The organism is Pseudomonas sp. 22490 (assembly GCF_052044465.1).
Classification (GTDB): Bacteria; Pseudomonadota; Gammaproteobacteria; order Pseudomonadales; family Pseudomonadaceae; genus Pseudomonas; species Pseudomonas aeruginosa.
The window spans coordinates 59,471-73,917 of sequence record NZ_JBQENS010000007.1; the positions used below are offsets into that span (position 1 = coordinate 59,471).

A 14,447-nucleotide genomic window follows, 5' to 3' on the forward strand; every position below is an offset into this window, starting at 1 on the left:
TGAAGAAGCCCGGCTCCGGCCGGGCTTTTTCATGTCTCGGATTTCAACGCACCACGGCCAGCTCGAAGCCGCCCTGCCGGGCGTGCTCATGCACCTGCATACCCGCCTCGTTCACCGCCAGGTCCTGCAGCGGACGCTTGAACGGCTTGTTGTCGAGGGTTTGCAGCGAGCGGTCCTCGTCGGTAGTCAGCAGCAGCACGTAGCGCTCGCCGCGATTGGCTCGCACCGGCACCGTACCCTCGATGAAAGCGTAGCGATACCAGGTTTCCGGGTTCAGCTTGTACACCGCGTCGCTGACCAGCCGGGTCGGACGCTTCTGCTCGTCGAGGAACAGCAGCGACGGGTAGACCACCTGGCGGTTGGCGAAACTGCGGATGCGCAGGCCGTAGACCCCCTGGGAGCGCGGCAGCCGGATCGCCGCGTAGAAGCTCCTGCCCATGGGAAAGTCGAAGCTCGGCGAGAAGCGGTTCAACTCCTCGTAGCGCGGTTCGTCGGCATCCAGTTCGGTGAAGTCGCTCTCGGCGATCTGCTCGCAGCAGCGCCGTTGCAGGTCCTGGTAGAGATCGTCGATGGTCATCTCGGTGCCCTTGAGCAAAGCCTTCAGCGCATCGCTCTGCTGGCCGGCGCCATCCAGGCCGGGCAACGCCGCCGGACGCTGCTTGAACTCGATCTGCCGGCCCTCGGTGAAGGCGATCTGCGACGAAGGTGCGGCCTCCCGCTTGAAGCGCGCCGCGCGCTCCTCGGGCGGGATCTGCGAGTTGTGCATGCGGCCCTTCTCGTCCACCCAGGTGTAGTAGGGACTGCCGTTCTCGCTGCGAACGAAACCCTTGCCCTCGAAGGCCTCGGCATCGATGTATTCGGCGGAGTGCTCGCCGTTGGGCAGGACGTAGTCGGCGCGCTGGCCGGCGACCTGGGCGCCGGCATAGAAGCTGTTCTGCACGTTGCCGTTGGCATCGATCCAGGTGTAGTAGCGACGCTTGCTCTCCCCTCCGCTGCTGTTCCCCGGCCACTGCGTGGCGTTGTCCGCCTTGTTCAGCACCCGCGCCTGGTCGCTCTGGCCGATGCGCTGCCGCGCCTGGCGCTGCTGGCGGTCGAACTGGCCGTCGACGAAGGTGTTGTGCACCCCGCCATTGTCGTCCACCCAGGTCAGGTAGCGCCCGCCGGAGGCCCAGCCCGGCGAAGATGCCGGCAGCGCCAGGGAGAAGACGCAAAGTACGATGGATGCGCGCATCATGCTCCAGCCCTCAGAAGGTCGTACGGTAGGTCATGGCGAAAATATAGGCCTTCACCGTGGTGTCCACGTCCAGTCCCGCGTAGGGGTTGTACACCAGGTTGTCGAGCCCGGTGCAGTTCAGGTTGCAGCTGGTATCGGCCTTGACGCTCTGCTTGGTGACGAAGTAGTTGAAACCGACATCGATCACCGTGTCCTTGTCCCACTGGTAGCCCAGCCCCAGGCCGTAGAGATTGGCATCGCCGATCGGCACCAGGATGTCCGCCTGGCCCTTGGGGATCGCCGAAGGCCGGTATTCGTAGCCGGCGCGCAGCTGCAAACGGTCGTTGACGTCGTACTGCACGCCCATGGCCCAGCTCCAGGTATCGCGGTAGCCGCGGTCGAGGGTGATGCTGTGGCTGGTGGCGTCCTTCGAGTCGAGGTACTTGGCGATGCGCAGCAGGTCAAGCTCGCGGTCGAACTCGATCTTGAACTCGTTCCAGTCGCTGTAGCCGTTCCATTTCAGGTCGAAGTTGAATTGCCACTTCTTGAACGGGCGCAGCTTCACGCCGGTGGAGAAGGCATCCGGATAGACCATGTTCATCGTGGCGTTGCCATGCTCTTCATCGACGTTCCCGTAAGGGAACATCTGGCCGAGGATCGCACCGCCGAGCGACTTGTGCACCCCGGTCCAGAAACCCTGCCAGCCCTGGCCGTAGTCGACCCGGTACTTGCCCTTGAGCCTCATCCGCGACTCGCTCTGATAGGTCGCGCCCCAGGCGAACCAGTCGGTGGGCTCCCAGAGCACGCCGAGGTTGAAGCTGGGCGACAGCGACTGCTGCATGTCCAGGTCGATATTGGCCAGGTTCTGGAACGGGCCGATGTTGCCGCCGCAGACGTTGAAGAACACCTCGAGGATCTCCTGCATTCCCGGCAGGCAACCGATCTCCTTGGTCTGCTGCAACAGCCCGAGCAACTGGTTCGGCGCCCGGAAATCCTCGTTCAACGCTACTGCCTGGTGGGAGAAACCCACCGACAGGCCGACCGACAGCTCGTCGTTGACCTGGTAGGCCAGGGTCGGCGAGAAGTAGGTGAGCCGCTGCAACGACACCTCGCGTCCCTGGTAGCGCGCCGGATCGCTATCGGAATCGCGGCTGTAGCCCAGCGCTTGCGGGGTGTAGACGTTGGTGGCGAAGGTGAACTTGGAGCCCGGCGGGTTGATCGAGATCCCGGCCAGCGGCGCCACCAGCAACGGCACGTCGGTCATGCCGCCGAGACCGGGCAGGTACATGGTCGGGGTCAGGGTCCGGCTGTGGCTGTTGGCGACCGGGTCGTCGCGCAGGCCGAAGGTGCCTTCGCCGTAGTTCGGCGGCGCCTTGAAGCCGGCGCGGATGTCCATCACCCCGGTGAGCAGCTTCACGGTCGCCTGGCGGCCCTTCATCCTGGTCAGCGCCGCCGGGTTGTAGTGCACCGAATCGATGCCGGTCTCGTCGGCGGTCACGGCGTTGCCGAGGGCCATGGCTTTCGGGTTGCCGATGGTCAGGTCGTTGGCCATCTGCGCGCCGGCCGGCGGAATCCAGGCCAGGCACACCCCTGCCAGCGCCAGCCAGAGCGGCGCAATGCGCATCTTCATAACAGGCCTCGCTCGCGGGTTACTGGGCCTTCAGCCCTTTGATATCGAGGGGTACGGATAACCCCAGCAGTACATCCGGCGAGTCTTCCGTGAGGCCGAAACCGGCGTTGACGTTGACGATGTAGTCCGGTGACGTCCGCAAGCCGAGCGAGAAGTTCATGATGCTACTGGTCTGTTCGGACGACTCGAACGTACCGGCAGTGGTGTGGTAGCGGTTCTTCAGCGTGTAGGCCATCTGGTACGAAGTCGCCAGCGAGACGTCGTAGGACAGCGCGTAGGCCATGCCCATGTTGAAGTTGATCGTGTTGCCGGGCGAGACCTTCTCCAGCTGGGAGTTGTCGGCCAGGGTCTGGTGCACGTCGTCCACCGGCAGGTTCCAGGTGTAGCCGAGCGAGCCGTAGAGGACCACCGGGTCGATCACATAGGACATGTTCGCGCCGAAGCCCAGGCTGTAGTAGCCGTTGCCGGTGGAGATGTCCTTGTCCAGGTTGGTCTTGTAGGGACTGTCGCCGGTCGGCAGGCCGATGGTGGTATACAGCGTGGTGACCGGCCGCCCGCGCACCGCCGCCCAGGGCTGCCAGCGCAAGGTCGCGGAAACGTCGCCGAGGCTGTAGGCGTGGGTATCCATCTCGGTGTCGTACTTGGCTACCAGCGGCAGGCGGAAACTGAAGGTGAGGTTGTCCCAGATCCCGTAGTCGAAGGTGAAGGAGTTGGTGAAGGTGTGCTGGGACTGGCTCTGCCGGCCGGCGAGGCCGTAGATCTGCGTGCCGCCGCTGGTCTTGGTCAGCGGCACCAGGGTCAGCCGCTGGTCGCGCACCAGCGCGTAGTCGAAACCGTAGGTCAGGGTCCGCTCGCCCTTCTTCAGCAAGGTGTAGCTCTTCTCGGCGGCCTGGAAGACCTCCTCCAGCGCCTTGGCGCTGTCGGCATCGTCATTCTTCTTGGCCAGCGCGTCACGGGCCTGGTCGACCGAGGCTTCCTCGGCAACGGACAAACCGCTGATAGACAGCATCAGCGCCGCCGCGCATGTGTACCCCCTGATTCTCATGGCGCTATCCCCAGAGATTGTTCTTGTTTTTGGGTATCTGCTACTTGGTGCGCAGGTGTATGACGTCGCCACCAGTGCCCAGCTCACGGACCTGGTTTTCAGTGATCTTGTTGATCTGCGGAAACTCGCGGAACGCCAGCAGGCTGACGGTGCGGTCGTCCACCAGGCGCATGTCGCGATCGTTCAGCGCCAGCGCGTTGCGGGGCTCCTGCCCACTCGGGAAGATCACGAACAGGACGTTCTGGTCCCAGATTTCCTCGAAGCGCGTCCGGGTGAAGCTGATGTTGCCCAAGGCCGGATCGGCGACGAAGACGTGATCGTTGTAGACATCGCGCACCACCACGAAATGCTTGAAGCCGGCATAGTGGATGGGGACCAGCGCCGGATGCTCGAGAGCGTCCAGGTCGCTGAACTCGGCGCGAAAACCACCGCTCTTGTAGCCCAGCGCAGCGGCGTAGCGCTTCATGTCGAGCAGCGAGAAACCGCGGCGCTGCACGATCTTATCGGCCTCGCCATAGCGCAGCAGCCCTTCCATGACCTGGCGTTCCTCGAGGTTGCGCCCGAGGTAGTAGTCCAGCAGCGTGGTAAGCGCCGCCGAGCCGCAGCTGTAGTCATAGGCCTGGCGGATGACGTTGCGGAACTGCAACTGGCTCATCGGCTCCAGCTGCACCGATTCGCGGTAGGGTCCATTGGGGGTCAGAGGCTGGCTGAGGTTGACCGTGCCCTGCGGTTGCGGCTTGGTATCGACCGTCTGGGTGAACCCGAACAGCCCGATCAGACTTCCCAGCAAAATCTCGAACATCGCCCCGTCGTACCTCTTTCGGAGAAAGACCCCGCCGATGCCTCGGCGAGGTCTTCGCGTCTCGACTCGGTTCCTGGATCAGTGACCCCAGACCTTGATGGTGGAACCGGCCATGTTCAGCCCGGAGACGGTCAGCGAGCCGATGCTGGCGGCGCTGGTGTCGCCCACCTTGATGGCGCCAACGGTCACGTCGCCGGTGATGGCCGGCAGGCCGATGGCCAGTTGCTGGGTCGACTTGCCGCCGATATCGGTGGTGACGACGTCGATGGTCAGCGGCTTGGTATCGTCGATGGTCAGCGCCGGCAGGCTGATGTTCTCCAGCCGCAGGGAGCCGCCGTTGGTGTCGGTATCGGTGTAGGTCACGGCCCCGACGGAGCCCTGGAAAGTACCGGAAATGCTGATGCCTGCCTGGCCGGTCACGTCGGACAGCGCGCCATCGTCCATGGCTTTCAGGTCGGCATGCGCCAGCAAGGGAGCAGCCAGAACAGCAGTTGCAAGGAACAGGTGCTTTTTCATTGTTATTTCTCCAGTGTTCAGGTGTGGTTTGCCCCAGGGCACTGCCGTTTGCATCCTGTCCCCGGCAGATCGACCGGCATCTCGCCGGTCTCCAGGTCCGGTACTGCTTCCCTAGGTGTCCCGGACATGGATTCGGTAGAGCCTCATGCTCTCTCGTCCTGGATTCCAAGCTACTGGGCCACCCCTTCCGCCGCCAGCCCATCCAAGGGATGGAGCGATGGCGGCTGCCGCTCACGCCTCGCTCAGCAGTCCCAGGCTTTTACCCTTTAGTACGGCCTGCGTTCTGCTCTTCACACCCAGCTTGGCGAACAGGTTGTGCAGGTGCCACTTGATGGTAGCTTCCGACAGGTGCACCGCCTGCGCGATATCGCGGTTCGACAAGCCCGCCGCCACCAGCCGCAGGATTTCCCGTTCGCGATGGCTAACATCCTGATTTTCATCGAAACTTTCCGGGTCCACGGAGAGCTTCCGGCACTGCTCGCGGAGCAGGTCGGCCAGCCCCTGCCAGGCCGCGGCACGCTTGGGTTCCGCTTCCCTCCAGCTTTCCCACATCGGCAACAGCCACAACGCGTCGTCCTGGAACAGCCGGCGGTAGCCGAGATTCCAGGCTTCCTCGAGCGTGGCGAGGAACAGGCCGATGGCTTTTTCGCTGTTACCTTTCTGCCAATACGCCACAGAAAGTAACAAGGACAAACGCAGCCGCCGATCCCTCTGGTAAGCGGAAGAGTAGCCGGCCAGACAGCTTTCCAGCTTGCTCTGCGCGCGTTCCGCGTGACGCTCGGACAATGCCAGCCGAGCCTCCGCCAGGACCAGGGCGGTCTGTGCGTCGGCATGCCGCTCGCCGGAGAGCCCGGCAAGATGCCGCTCCAGTTGCAGGCAGACCCGTTCGGCTTCGTTCGGACGGCGCAGCCACAGCAGGAACTGCACCTTGCAGCTCATGGCGTGAGCATAGACACGCTCGTAGCCGGGCGAGAGCAGACCGCTCAGCCATTCGTCGAGTTGCGCCAGCCCCTGCTCGGCGGCGCCGGAGAAGAAGCGCGCCTTGGCCATGACCAACTGGCCGCGACTGAGCAGTTCCACCGGCGTCGCGACATCCCGCCAGACCGTCGCCAGCGGTAGTTCGGCGAGCACGCCGGCATGCCGGTCCTGCTCGTAGAGCAGGTCGGCATAGGCCAGCGACAAGGGTCCGCCGACCCGGCTGCGCCGGCCGAATACCTGCTCGACCCGGTTGCGCGCCGACTCGGCGATCGCCCTGCCCCGCTCCAGGTCGCCACTCTCCTTGCAGATCAGGGATTCGATCAGGCTGGTCACCACCTGCAGGTACTCGCTGTCGGCGACTTTCAGGTCCTCCCGCGCGGAACCGATGGCGCCGGCGGCCTCGGCGTAGTCGCCGAGCAGCGCATGCGCCGAAGCCTGCACGCAGAGCAGGCTGGCGCGGAACACCGGCTGGTTGCTCGGGACCATGGACAGCCAGTGACGGGCGACCTTCAGGCAGGCTTCGAGCTTGTCCTGGTAGAGCAACACCAGGGCCTTGAGCACCTGGGCGGCGGCGAGCAACTCGCCGAGCCCGAAGTGCATGACCTTGCCGCGCCCCTGCAAGAGACGGTGGCTGACCTCCTCGATCAACGCCTCGGCCTCGGCGAAGCGTTGCTCGAACGCCAGTTGCCAGGCGTAGAAGATCTGGAACACCGGATGCTCGCGGATCACCTCGGCGGGAATGCCGTTGAGCATGCCGAGGATGCCGTACACCCGGTTACCGGCGATCAGGCGCGCGCCCTGGCGCTCCAGCAACTCGGCGGCGAACAGGTAGTCGCGGGCGCGAAGGGCGTACTTGATCGCCCGGTCGGCCAGGTCGCGCCCCTCACACCAGCGCGCCGCCGCATGCAGCAACGGGGTCGGATCGGCATGCCGGGACAGCCGCCCCTGGAGGAACTCGGCGAACAGATGGTGGTAGCGGAACCATTCGCGCTGGTCGTCCAGGGCGATGACGAACAACTGCTCGTTCTGCAGGCGCATGAGCATGTCCAGGCCGTCGCGACGCCCGGTCAGCGCATTGCACAGTTCCGCATTGAACTCATCGAGCACCGAGGTCTGGTCGAGGAACAGCTGCAGGTCGGCGGGCAGGCTGGCCAGCACGTCTTCCGCCAGGTAGTCGGCGATGTTCCGTTCGGTCCCGGAGAGCCCGCGGAGGAAACCTTCCCGGTCGGTATTGCGACTGAGGGCCAGGGCCGCCAGGTGCAACGCCGTGATCCAGCCTTCGGTGCGCTTGAACAGCAGCTTCAGCTCGCGCTCGCCCAGCTCCAGCCCCTTGAGGTCGAGGAGAAACGCATCGCTCTCCTCGCGCGAAAGTCGCAGGTCTTCCGCGCTCAGGCAGAAGGTCCAGGGCTTGAGGGTCGGTTCGTCGACCAGGAAGCGCGGGCGGAAGCGGGTCGAGGCCACCACCCGCACGTGATCGGGCAGGTTCTCGATCAGGTAGCGAACCCCATGCGGCAAGGCGGCGTGGCGGATGCGGTGGAAATCGTCGAGGAACAGGTACAAGGGGCCTTCCAGGCGACGCAGGTCGGCGAGGAAGGCATCCAGGATGCCCTCCAGCGGCACCGCGACGTCGGTGCCGAGCAGATTGGCGGTATTGCCGCCGAATGCCGGGACCACTCGCTGGATGCTCGCCAGCAGGTACTGGATCAGACGCTGCGGTTCGCTGTCGGTCTCGTCGCAGGACAACCATGCCACCGCCGCGCCCTGCTCCAGCAGGCGCAGGCGCAACTGGCAGAGGATGGTGCTCTTGCCGAAGCCGGCCGGCGCGCTGAGCACCATCGCGCGTCGCCCGCGGGCCTCGTACAGGCGGTCGATCAGCGCCTGGCGGGGCAGCAGCGGCAGCCCTCCGGCGCCTGGCGGGAACAGCTTGGTCTGCAACAGCGGGATGGTGCTGGCGGGAACCCCGTCGCGATGGCCCATGGTCAGAGCAGGCTCAGCTCGCGGGCTCGCCGGATCGCCTGGGTGCGATTGCGCACCTTGAGCTTTTCGTAGATGTTGTGCAGATGCCATTTGACGGTCCCCAGGGCCAGCGACAGGCGCTGGCCGATTTCTTCGTTGGATAGGCCCTGTGCGGCCAGGCAGACCACTTCGCGCTCGCGCTCCGTCAGGCCTTCCTCGAGCGCATCCTGGGGCTTGCGCACGCCCTGCCCGGGCCAGATGCCGAGCAGGCCGCGAATGAAGGTCTGTAGCGCCGGCTGGCGCTCGGTGGATTCGAGTTGCTGGAGCAACTGGCGAATACCGTCGCCTTCCTCGATGAAGAGGCTGCGCACCCCTTCCCGTTCGGCATTAATCAGGCATTCGCCGAGCAGGCTGTTGGCCCGTTCCTGGTAGCCCAGGCGCTGATAGCTGAGCGCCGCCAGGATATCCAGGCGCAGGCGCTGCAGGCCGTGCCAGCCGGGCTGCAAGGTGCCGCGCAACTGAGTGATCTCGTGCAGCGCCTCGCTGAAATGTCCTCGCCCCTGCAACAGGCGCACGCGGCTCACGCCCAGCGACCAGTTGACCGGGTTGAAGGCCATGTTGCGGTAGTGTGCCGCCATCTTGTTCCAGTCCACGCTCTTCAACCGCTGCTCGGCGCGCTTCAGGCGGTCGGGGCCGCTGTCCTGGAGGATCAGGTTGATCTCTTCGGCCATGGCCTGGGCGAAGAAGCGCCACGACTGATTGCGCGAGGCCAGGGCCTGCATCGTCGCCAGGCTGGCCAGCGCCTCCTTCGGCCGTCCCAGCAAGCGCTGGGTGCGCGCCAGGCAGATCTGCCCCTGGGCATAGAAATCGATCGGATTGATCACATCCACATGCCCGAGCGCCCAGCCCAGGCGCTCTTCCAGCCCGTCCAGCTCGATCCTGTAGTAGGCGGTCAGGGCCTCGGTGATGGTCGGCAGCGCCAGCGCGCTCCTGGACTTCTCGAACAGCGGCCGGGCACGCTGGCGGAGCCGCTCGATGAGCAGTTGCGCCTGCTTCACCTGGCCCTGCTCGAGTGCGAGGATCACCTCGACGTTGGCCAGTTGCATGTCCAGGTAGCGCCCTTCGAGGAAATGATTGCGCTGCTGCGCCAGTCCCAGCAGGCGCCGCGCCTGGTCGCCCTGGCCACGGACCACCTGGGCCAGCGCGGCGGTGATCAACACCGCCACTTCGAGGAAGGCAGCGTTCTGCCCGAGCTGGACCTCGACCCGGCGAGCCAGGGCGATGCACAGTTCCAGATCGTCCTTCTGCAACGCCACCACCGCCTTCACCGCCAGCGCGGAGAGGTACTGGTCGCCCATCGGCCCATCGCCGCGGCTCTCCCCCCAGCGCGCCAGCAGTTCGTCGATGATCCGGTTGGCCTCGCCCAGGCTGAGGTCGCTGGCCCGCGACCAGACATCGGTAAGGACCAGGATCGGATAGCGCTCGGCGATTTCGTCCGGCACATGCTTGCGCCAACGGTAGATCAGGCTGAGCTGGCCGCGGTTGATCAGCTCCAGTCCGCATCCGTCGACCAGCGCGGCGATCATCTCCGGGTCTTCCGCCGCACAGGCATGCTCGATGGCGAACGTCGGCATGTGGTGGTTGGTGAACCACAGGCTGGCGTTGAAATGCAGTTGCTTGAAACGGTCCGGATCGGAGTCGCGCAGGCGGTTGCGGAGGAAGTCGGCGAACAGCAGGTGGAAGCGATACCACTGGCGTTCGCGATCCAGCGGCAGGAGGAACAATTGCATGGACTCCAGGCGCTCCAGCAGCGCCTGGCCGTCCTGGCGCCCGGTCAGGGCGTTGGCCAGGTCGCCGCTCAATTGGCTGGCAACGCCAAGGGCCAGCAGCGCTTCCTGCAGGTCGCCAGGCAAGCGTTCGAAGACCGCCGCCAGCAGATAGGCGCTGACCGCCTGCTTGTCGCCGTCGAGCAGGGCCATTTCCTGCACCTGCGGTTGCTGGCGCAGCCACAGGCTGACGAGATGCACGCCCACCACCCAGCCTTCGGTCTGGCCATAGAGCGCCTTCAGGCAGGGCTCGTCCAGATAGAGACCGCTGCGCTCGAGGTATTCGCGGGTTTCCTCGAAGCCGAGGCGCAGCTCCTCGAGGCCGATTTCCAGCAACAGTCCCTTGGCCCGCCAGGTAGCCAGGCTCAGCGCCGGCTGCGAACGCGTGCCCAGGGCCAGGACCAGCCCGGGCGGTGCGTACTGCACCAGGCGGTTGAGGCCGGTGAAGATGTCCGGGTTGCTAACCAGGTGCAGGTCGTCCAGCACCAGCAGCAACGGCCGCGCATAGCGATCGAGATCGCCGAGCAGGCTTTCGATCACCGCCACCACCGGGACCCGCATGGTGTTCTGCAGGTAGGTCTGGGCGTCGTCGCCAAGCTGCGGCACGGCTTCGCCCAGCGCCTCGATGAGCTGCCGGCAGAAACGGGCGGGGTCGTCGTCTTCTTCGGCCAGCGACAGCCAGGCCACCGCCTGGTCTGCTACAGTGCGCTCCCTGGCCAGGGCGGCGAGCGCGCAGGTCTTGCCGAAGCCGGCAGGTGCGGAAAACATCAGAACGCGTGAATGGGGATTGCGATCCAGCAGGTTGCGGATCGCGGGGCGAAGAGAATATTCGGCTGGCACCTGAGGCGGCACTATTCTGGAGCGCGAAAGGCTGCCGGCTGCTGGATCCTGTACTGCATCCACGGCCTGTATCCCTGTGTCATTATCATTGTGGTACGGAGCCAAATCTCCGTGGGATATTTCCATAATTAGCAGATCACCCTTCTTACGTAAACTGAAGAAATGGCTCTAGGATCGACGATTCCGGCGAACTAGAATTCCTGACTGTCCCACTACCCCCACTTTCCATGCCCAGTTGTCATGTTCACCCCCTGCCCTACCATAGCGACCCAAGCTGTCTCTTTGCCATCATCCATGAGGCGCCCGGTGCGGTGATGCTCGATTCGGGTCGCCCCATCGCTACCCGTGGACGCTATGACCTTATGAGCGCCTGGCCATTGGCAGAACTGGCGCCGCTGCCCGACGAATCGGCCAACCGCTTCTTCGCCCGCCTACGCGAAGCGGCCGGAAGCCTGGGCCCCGCGCAGCTGCCAGCGCCGTACGAACTGCCCTTCGCCGGCGGTCTGCTGGGCTATTTATCCTACGACCTGGGTCGGCGCATCGAGCGCATCGGCGAACACGCCCGCGATGACCTGGGCCTGCCGCTGGCCTCCGTCGGCCTGTATGCCTGGGCGCTGATCAGCGACCACCAGGCCGGCACCAGCCAACTGGTATTCCACCCGCGATTGGACGAGCGCGAACGCCAGCGCCTGATCGCCTTGTTCAGCGAGGAAACGCAAGGCACGGCCGGCAACTTCAAGCTTCTGGGAAAATTCCGACGGAGCATCAGCGCATCCGACTATCGGCAGGCGATCCGCCGCATCCAGGACTACATCCAGGCAGGCGACTGCTACCAGGTGAACTATAGCCAGCGCTTCCAGGCCGCTTGCAGCGGCTCGCCGTGGCCGGCCTATCGCGCCCTGCGCGAGGCCTGCCCGACGCCGTTCTCCGGCTACCTGCGACTGGCCGACGGCGCGATCCTCAGCCTGTCGCCGGAGCGCTTCCTCAAGCTCGGCAAGGGCAAGGTGGAAACCCGGCCGATCAAGGGCACCCGCCCGCGCGGCAAGACGCCCGAGGAGGACATGGCGCTGGCGGCGTCGCTGCTGGCCAGCCCCAAGGACCGCGCGGAAAACCTGATGATCGTCGACCTGCTGCGCAACGACATCGGACGCAGTTGCCAACCTGGCAGCGTACGGGTACCGGAGCTGTTTGCCCTGGAAAGCTATCCCAACGTGCATCACCTGGTGAGCAGCGTCACCGGCGAACTGGCGCCGGGCAAGGACGCCCTCGACCTGCTGGAAGGCAGCTTCCCCGGCGGCTCGATCACCGGCGCGCCGAAGATTCGCGCCATGCAGATCATCGACGAGCTGGAACCGAGCCGACGCGGCATCTACTGCGGCAGCCTGTTCTACCTCGACGTGCGCGGCGAGATGGACAGCTCGATCGCCATCCGCACCCTGCTGGTCAGGGACGGCCAGGTCAGTTGCTGGGGCGGCGGCGGCATCGTCGCCGACTCGCACTGGGAGGACGAGTACCAGGAAACCCTGGACAAGGTCCGGGTGCTGCTGGAAACCCTGGAAGGAATGGCCGGGACAGCGTCCCCGGAATAGAAAAGAGCCCGCGTTCCGCGGGCTCTTTCATCGGCGGCGCGGCTACAGGCTCAGCGAACGGCTGGAAGCCTTGAGGAACTCGCGCTTGAGGTCTTCGTAGGTATGCACCGCGGGGAACTGGGGAAACTCGCGGATCACGTTTTCCGGGGCATGGAACAGGATGCCGGCGTGGGCCTCGGAAAGCATGGTGGTGTCGTTGTAGGAATCGCCGGCGGCGATCACCCGATAGTAGAGGCTCTTGAAGGCGATCACCGACTGCCGCTTGGGATCCTTCTGGCGCAATTGATAGCCGACCACCCGGTCGCTGTCGTCGATCTCCAGCTTGTGGCACAACAGGGTCGGGAAGCCCAACTGGCGCATCAGCGGCTGGGAGAACTCGTAGAAGGTGTCGGAGAGAATCACCACCTGGAAGCGCTCGCGCAGCCAGTCGACGAATTCCACCGCCCCCTCCAGCGGCTTCAGGGTGGCGATCACCTCCTGGATATCGCCCAGCTTCAGGCCATGTTCGTCGAGGATGCGCAGGCGCTGCTTCATCAGCACGTCGTAGTCCGGAATGTCCCGGGTGGTCGCCTTCAAGGCGTCGATACCGGTTTTTTCCGCGAACGCGATCCAGATTTCCGGAACCAGCACGCCTTCCAGGTCAAGACAGGCAATTTCCACAGGACTCTCCTCGAAATTTTCTGAACGATGGGGTGACGACGGACGCGGCACTCTAGCCCCTCGCCGAGGGCAAGGCAACGCCGGCTTATTCCTGGAATCAAGGTCGACAGGGGTAAATGGTTATTTAGGGCCATATGCCGCCCTTTGCTACCATTCCCGCCACAGAGCGCAACAGCGCCGCCCAGCACCAGGACCCCAGCCCGATGAGCCAGCCTTTCGACCTTCCCGCCCTCGCCTCCAGCCTTGCCGACAAATCCCCCCAGGACATCCTGAAAGCCGCCTTCGAGCACTTCGGCGACAAGCTGTGGATCTCCTTCAGCGGCGCCGAGGACGTCGTCCTGGTAGACATGGCCTGGAAGCTCAACCGCAACGTGAAGGTGTTCAGCCTCGACACCGGTCGTCTGCACCCGGAAACCTATCGTTTCATCGACCAGGTCCGCGAACACTACGGCATCGCCATCGACGTGCTTTCCCCCGACCCGCGCCTGCTCGAACCCCTGGTGAAGGAAAAGGGCCTGTTCAGCTTCTACCGGGACGGCCACGGCGAGTGCTGCGGCATCCGCAAGATCGAACCGCTCAAGCGCAAGCTCGCCGGCGTGCGCGCCTGGGCCACCGGCCAACGCCGCGACCAGAGCCCCGGCACGCGCAGCCAGGTGGCGGTGCTGGAAATCGACGGTGCCTTTTCCACGCCGGAAAAGCCGCTGTACAAATTCAACCCGCTGTCGTCCATGACCAGCGAGGAGGTCTGGGGCTATATCCGCATGCTCGAACTGCCCTACAACAGCCTGCACGAACGCGGCTATATCAGCATCGGCTGCGAACCCTGCACCCGTCCGGTGCTGCCCAACCAGCACGAGCGCGAGGGCCGCTGGTGGTGGGAGGAAGCCACCCACAAGGAGTGCGGGCTGCACGCCGGCAACCTGATCAGCAAGGCCTGAAACCGTCGATAGAGCGTATGCAATCGGGGTAAAGTGCAGGTCGAACCCCGAGCGGAGACCCAGCATGCGCATCACCATGGTCAAGAAAGTCCTCGCCAACGGCGAGGACTGCCGCAAGTGCAAGGAAGTCCGGCAACGCCTGGAACAAGGCGGCTACCTGCCGCGCATCCATCGCACCCTGGTGGCCGACGAACGCGACCCGAACAGCGCAGGCTGGATGGTCGCCGCCCAATATGGCGTAGAGACCGCGCCGTTCTTCGTGGTTCGCCACGACGACGGGCGCGAACAGGTCTACACCGTGTTCATGAGCTTCCTCCATGAAGTCCTCGAACCGCGAGCCGAGCAGTCCGCGGACGCTGATCGCGAAGCGCTGGCCAGGCTGGCCGGTCGCGACAATCTCGACATGCTCTGAGGGCCAGCCATGAAAAAGCCCGGCACCAGGCCGGGCTTTTTC

General features: G+C 64.8%; 11 protein-coding genes. 3 read left to right on the top strand and 8 right to left on the bottom strand.

Translation table 11 applies throughout. The features are described 5' to 3' along the window. Positions 1–43 precede the first annotated feature (43 nt). From ACTJJX_RS09860 to ACTJJX_RS09890, 7 genes are all read right to left on the bottom strand, one after another. The gene (locus tag ACTJJX_RS09860) at positions 44–1,231 is read right to left on the bottom strand and encodes a MalM family protein (RefSeq protein ID WP_016851755.1); all 1,188 of its coding nucleotides are present in this window, start codon (positions 1,229–1,231) and stop codon (positions 44–46) included. 13 nt (positions 1,232–1,244) lie between these two features. Next, positions 1,245–2,843, bottom strand: coding sequence for an outer membrane protein transport protein (locus ACTJJX_RS09865; RefSeq protein WP_003098070.1), 1,599 nt, complete (start codon positions 2,841–2,843; stop codon positions 1,245–1,247). A gap of 19 nt (positions 2,844–2,862) precedes the next feature. Beyond that, entirely contained in the window at positions 2,863–3,888 is a 1,026-nt protein-coding gene (locus tag ACTJJX_RS09870; RefSeq protein WP_003120313.1) for a transporter, read from the bottom strand. 40 nt (positions 3,889–3,928) lie between these two features. Further along, positions 3,929–4,690 (bottom strand): C39 family peptidase, encoded by a 762-nt coding sequence (locus ACTJJX_RS09875; RefSeq protein ID WP_003098072.1) that lies wholly within the window; start codon positions 4,688–4,690, stop codon positions 3,929–3,931. Between the two features lie 78 nt (positions 4,691–4,768). After that, positions 4,769–5,206, bottom strand: coding sequence for a DUF6160 family protein (locus ACTJJX_RS09880; RefSeq protein ID WP_003098074.1), 438 nt, complete (start codon positions 5,204–5,206; stop codon positions 4,769–4,771). 231 nt (positions 5,207–5,437) lie between these two features. Continuing rightward, positions 5,438–8,161, bottom strand: coding sequence for a LuxR C-terminal-related transcriptional regulator (locus tag ACTJJX_RS09885; RefSeq protein ID WP_003087788.1), 2,724 nt, complete (start codon positions 8,159–8,161; stop codon positions 5,438–5,440). A 2-nt stretch (positions 8,162–8,163) separates the two neighbouring features. After that, positions 8,164–10,869: a LuxR C-terminal-related transcriptional regulator gene (locus ACTJJX_RS09890; RefSeq protein WP_016851756.1), complete on the bottom strand. Its 2,706-nt coding sequence runs from the start codon at positions 10,867–10,869 to the stop codon at positions 8,164–8,166. A gap of 164 nt (positions 10,870–11,033) precedes the next feature. Here ACTJJX_RS09890 and pabB point away from each other — a divergent pair, with 164 nt between their 5' ends. Next, the gene (gene pabB, locus ACTJJX_RS09895; protein WP_003140013.1) at positions 11,034–12,395 is read left to right on the top strand and encodes an aminodeoxychorismate synthase component I; all 1,362 of its coding nucleotides are present in this window, start codon (positions 11,034–11,036) and stop codon (positions 12,393–12,395) included. Between the two features lie 42 nt (positions 12,396–12,437). On the opposite strand, the gene thrH is transcribed toward pabB, so the two are convergent. Then, entirely contained in the window at positions 12,438–13,055 is a 618-nt protein-coding gene (thrH, locus tag ACTJJX_RS09900; protein WP_003098078.1) for a bifunctional phosphoserine phosphatase/homoserine phosphotransferase ThrH, read from the bottom strand. A 134-nt stretch (positions 13,056–13,189) separates the two neighbouring features. Here thrH and ACTJJX_RS09905 point away from each other — a divergent pair, with 134 nt between their 5' ends. Beyond that, positions 13,190–13,993: a phosphoadenylyl-sulfate reductase gene (locus tag ACTJJX_RS09905; protein ID WP_016851757.1), complete on the top strand. Its 804-nt coding sequence runs from the start codon at positions 13,190–13,192 to the stop codon at positions 13,991–13,993. 64 nt (positions 13,994–14,057) lie between these two features. Continuing rightward, a complete protein-coding gene (locus tag ACTJJX_RS09910) occupies positions 14,058–14,405 on the top strand; it encodes a hypothetical protein (RefSeq protein WP_003098081.1) in 348 nt (115 codons plus the stop codon). The last annotated feature ends 42 nt before the right edge of the window (positions 14,406–14,447 follow it).

What these genes read in the sequence shown, in the direction of transcription:
- pabB (WP_003140013.1), top strand. Translation starts at nt 11,034, where the DNA reads ATGCCCAGTTGTCATGTTCACCCCCTGCCCTACCATAGCGACCCAAGC.
- ACTJJX_RS09880 (WP_003098074.1), bottom strand. Translation starts at nt 5,206, where the DNA reads ATGAAAAAGCACCTGTTCCTTGCAACTGCTGTTCTGGCTGCTCCCTTG.
- ACTJJX_RS09910 (WP_003098081.1), top strand. Translation starts at nt 14,058, where the DNA reads ATGCGCATCACCATGGTCAAGAAAGTCCTCGCCAACGGCGAGGACTGC.
- ACTJJX_RS09885 (WP_003087788.1), bottom strand. Translation starts at nt 8,161, where the DNA reads ATGGGCCATCGCGACGGGGTTCCCGCCAGCACCATCCCGCTGTTGCAG.
- ACTJJX_RS09905 (WP_016851757.1), top strand. Translation starts at nt 13,190, where the DNA reads ATGCCGCCCTTTGCTACCATTCCCGCCACAGAGCGCAACAGCGCCGCC.
- ACTJJX_RS09860 (WP_016851755.1), bottom strand. Translation starts at nt 1,231, where the DNA reads ATGCGCGCATCCATCGTACTTTGCGTCTTCTCCCTGGCGCTGCCGGCA.
- ACTJJX_RS09865 (WP_003098070.1), bottom strand. Translation starts at nt 2,843, where the DNA reads ATGAAGATGCGCATTGCGCCGCTCTGGCTGGCGCTGGCAGGGGTGTGC.
- ACTJJX_RS09870 (WP_003120313.1), bottom strand. Translation starts at nt 3,888, where the DNA reads ATGAGAATCAGGGGGTACACATGCGCGGCGGCGCTGATGCTGTCTATC.
- ACTJJX_RS09875 (WP_003098072.1), bottom strand. Translation starts at nt 4,690, where the DNA reads ATGTTCGAGATTTTGCTGGGAAGTCTGATCGGGCTGTTCGGGTTCACC.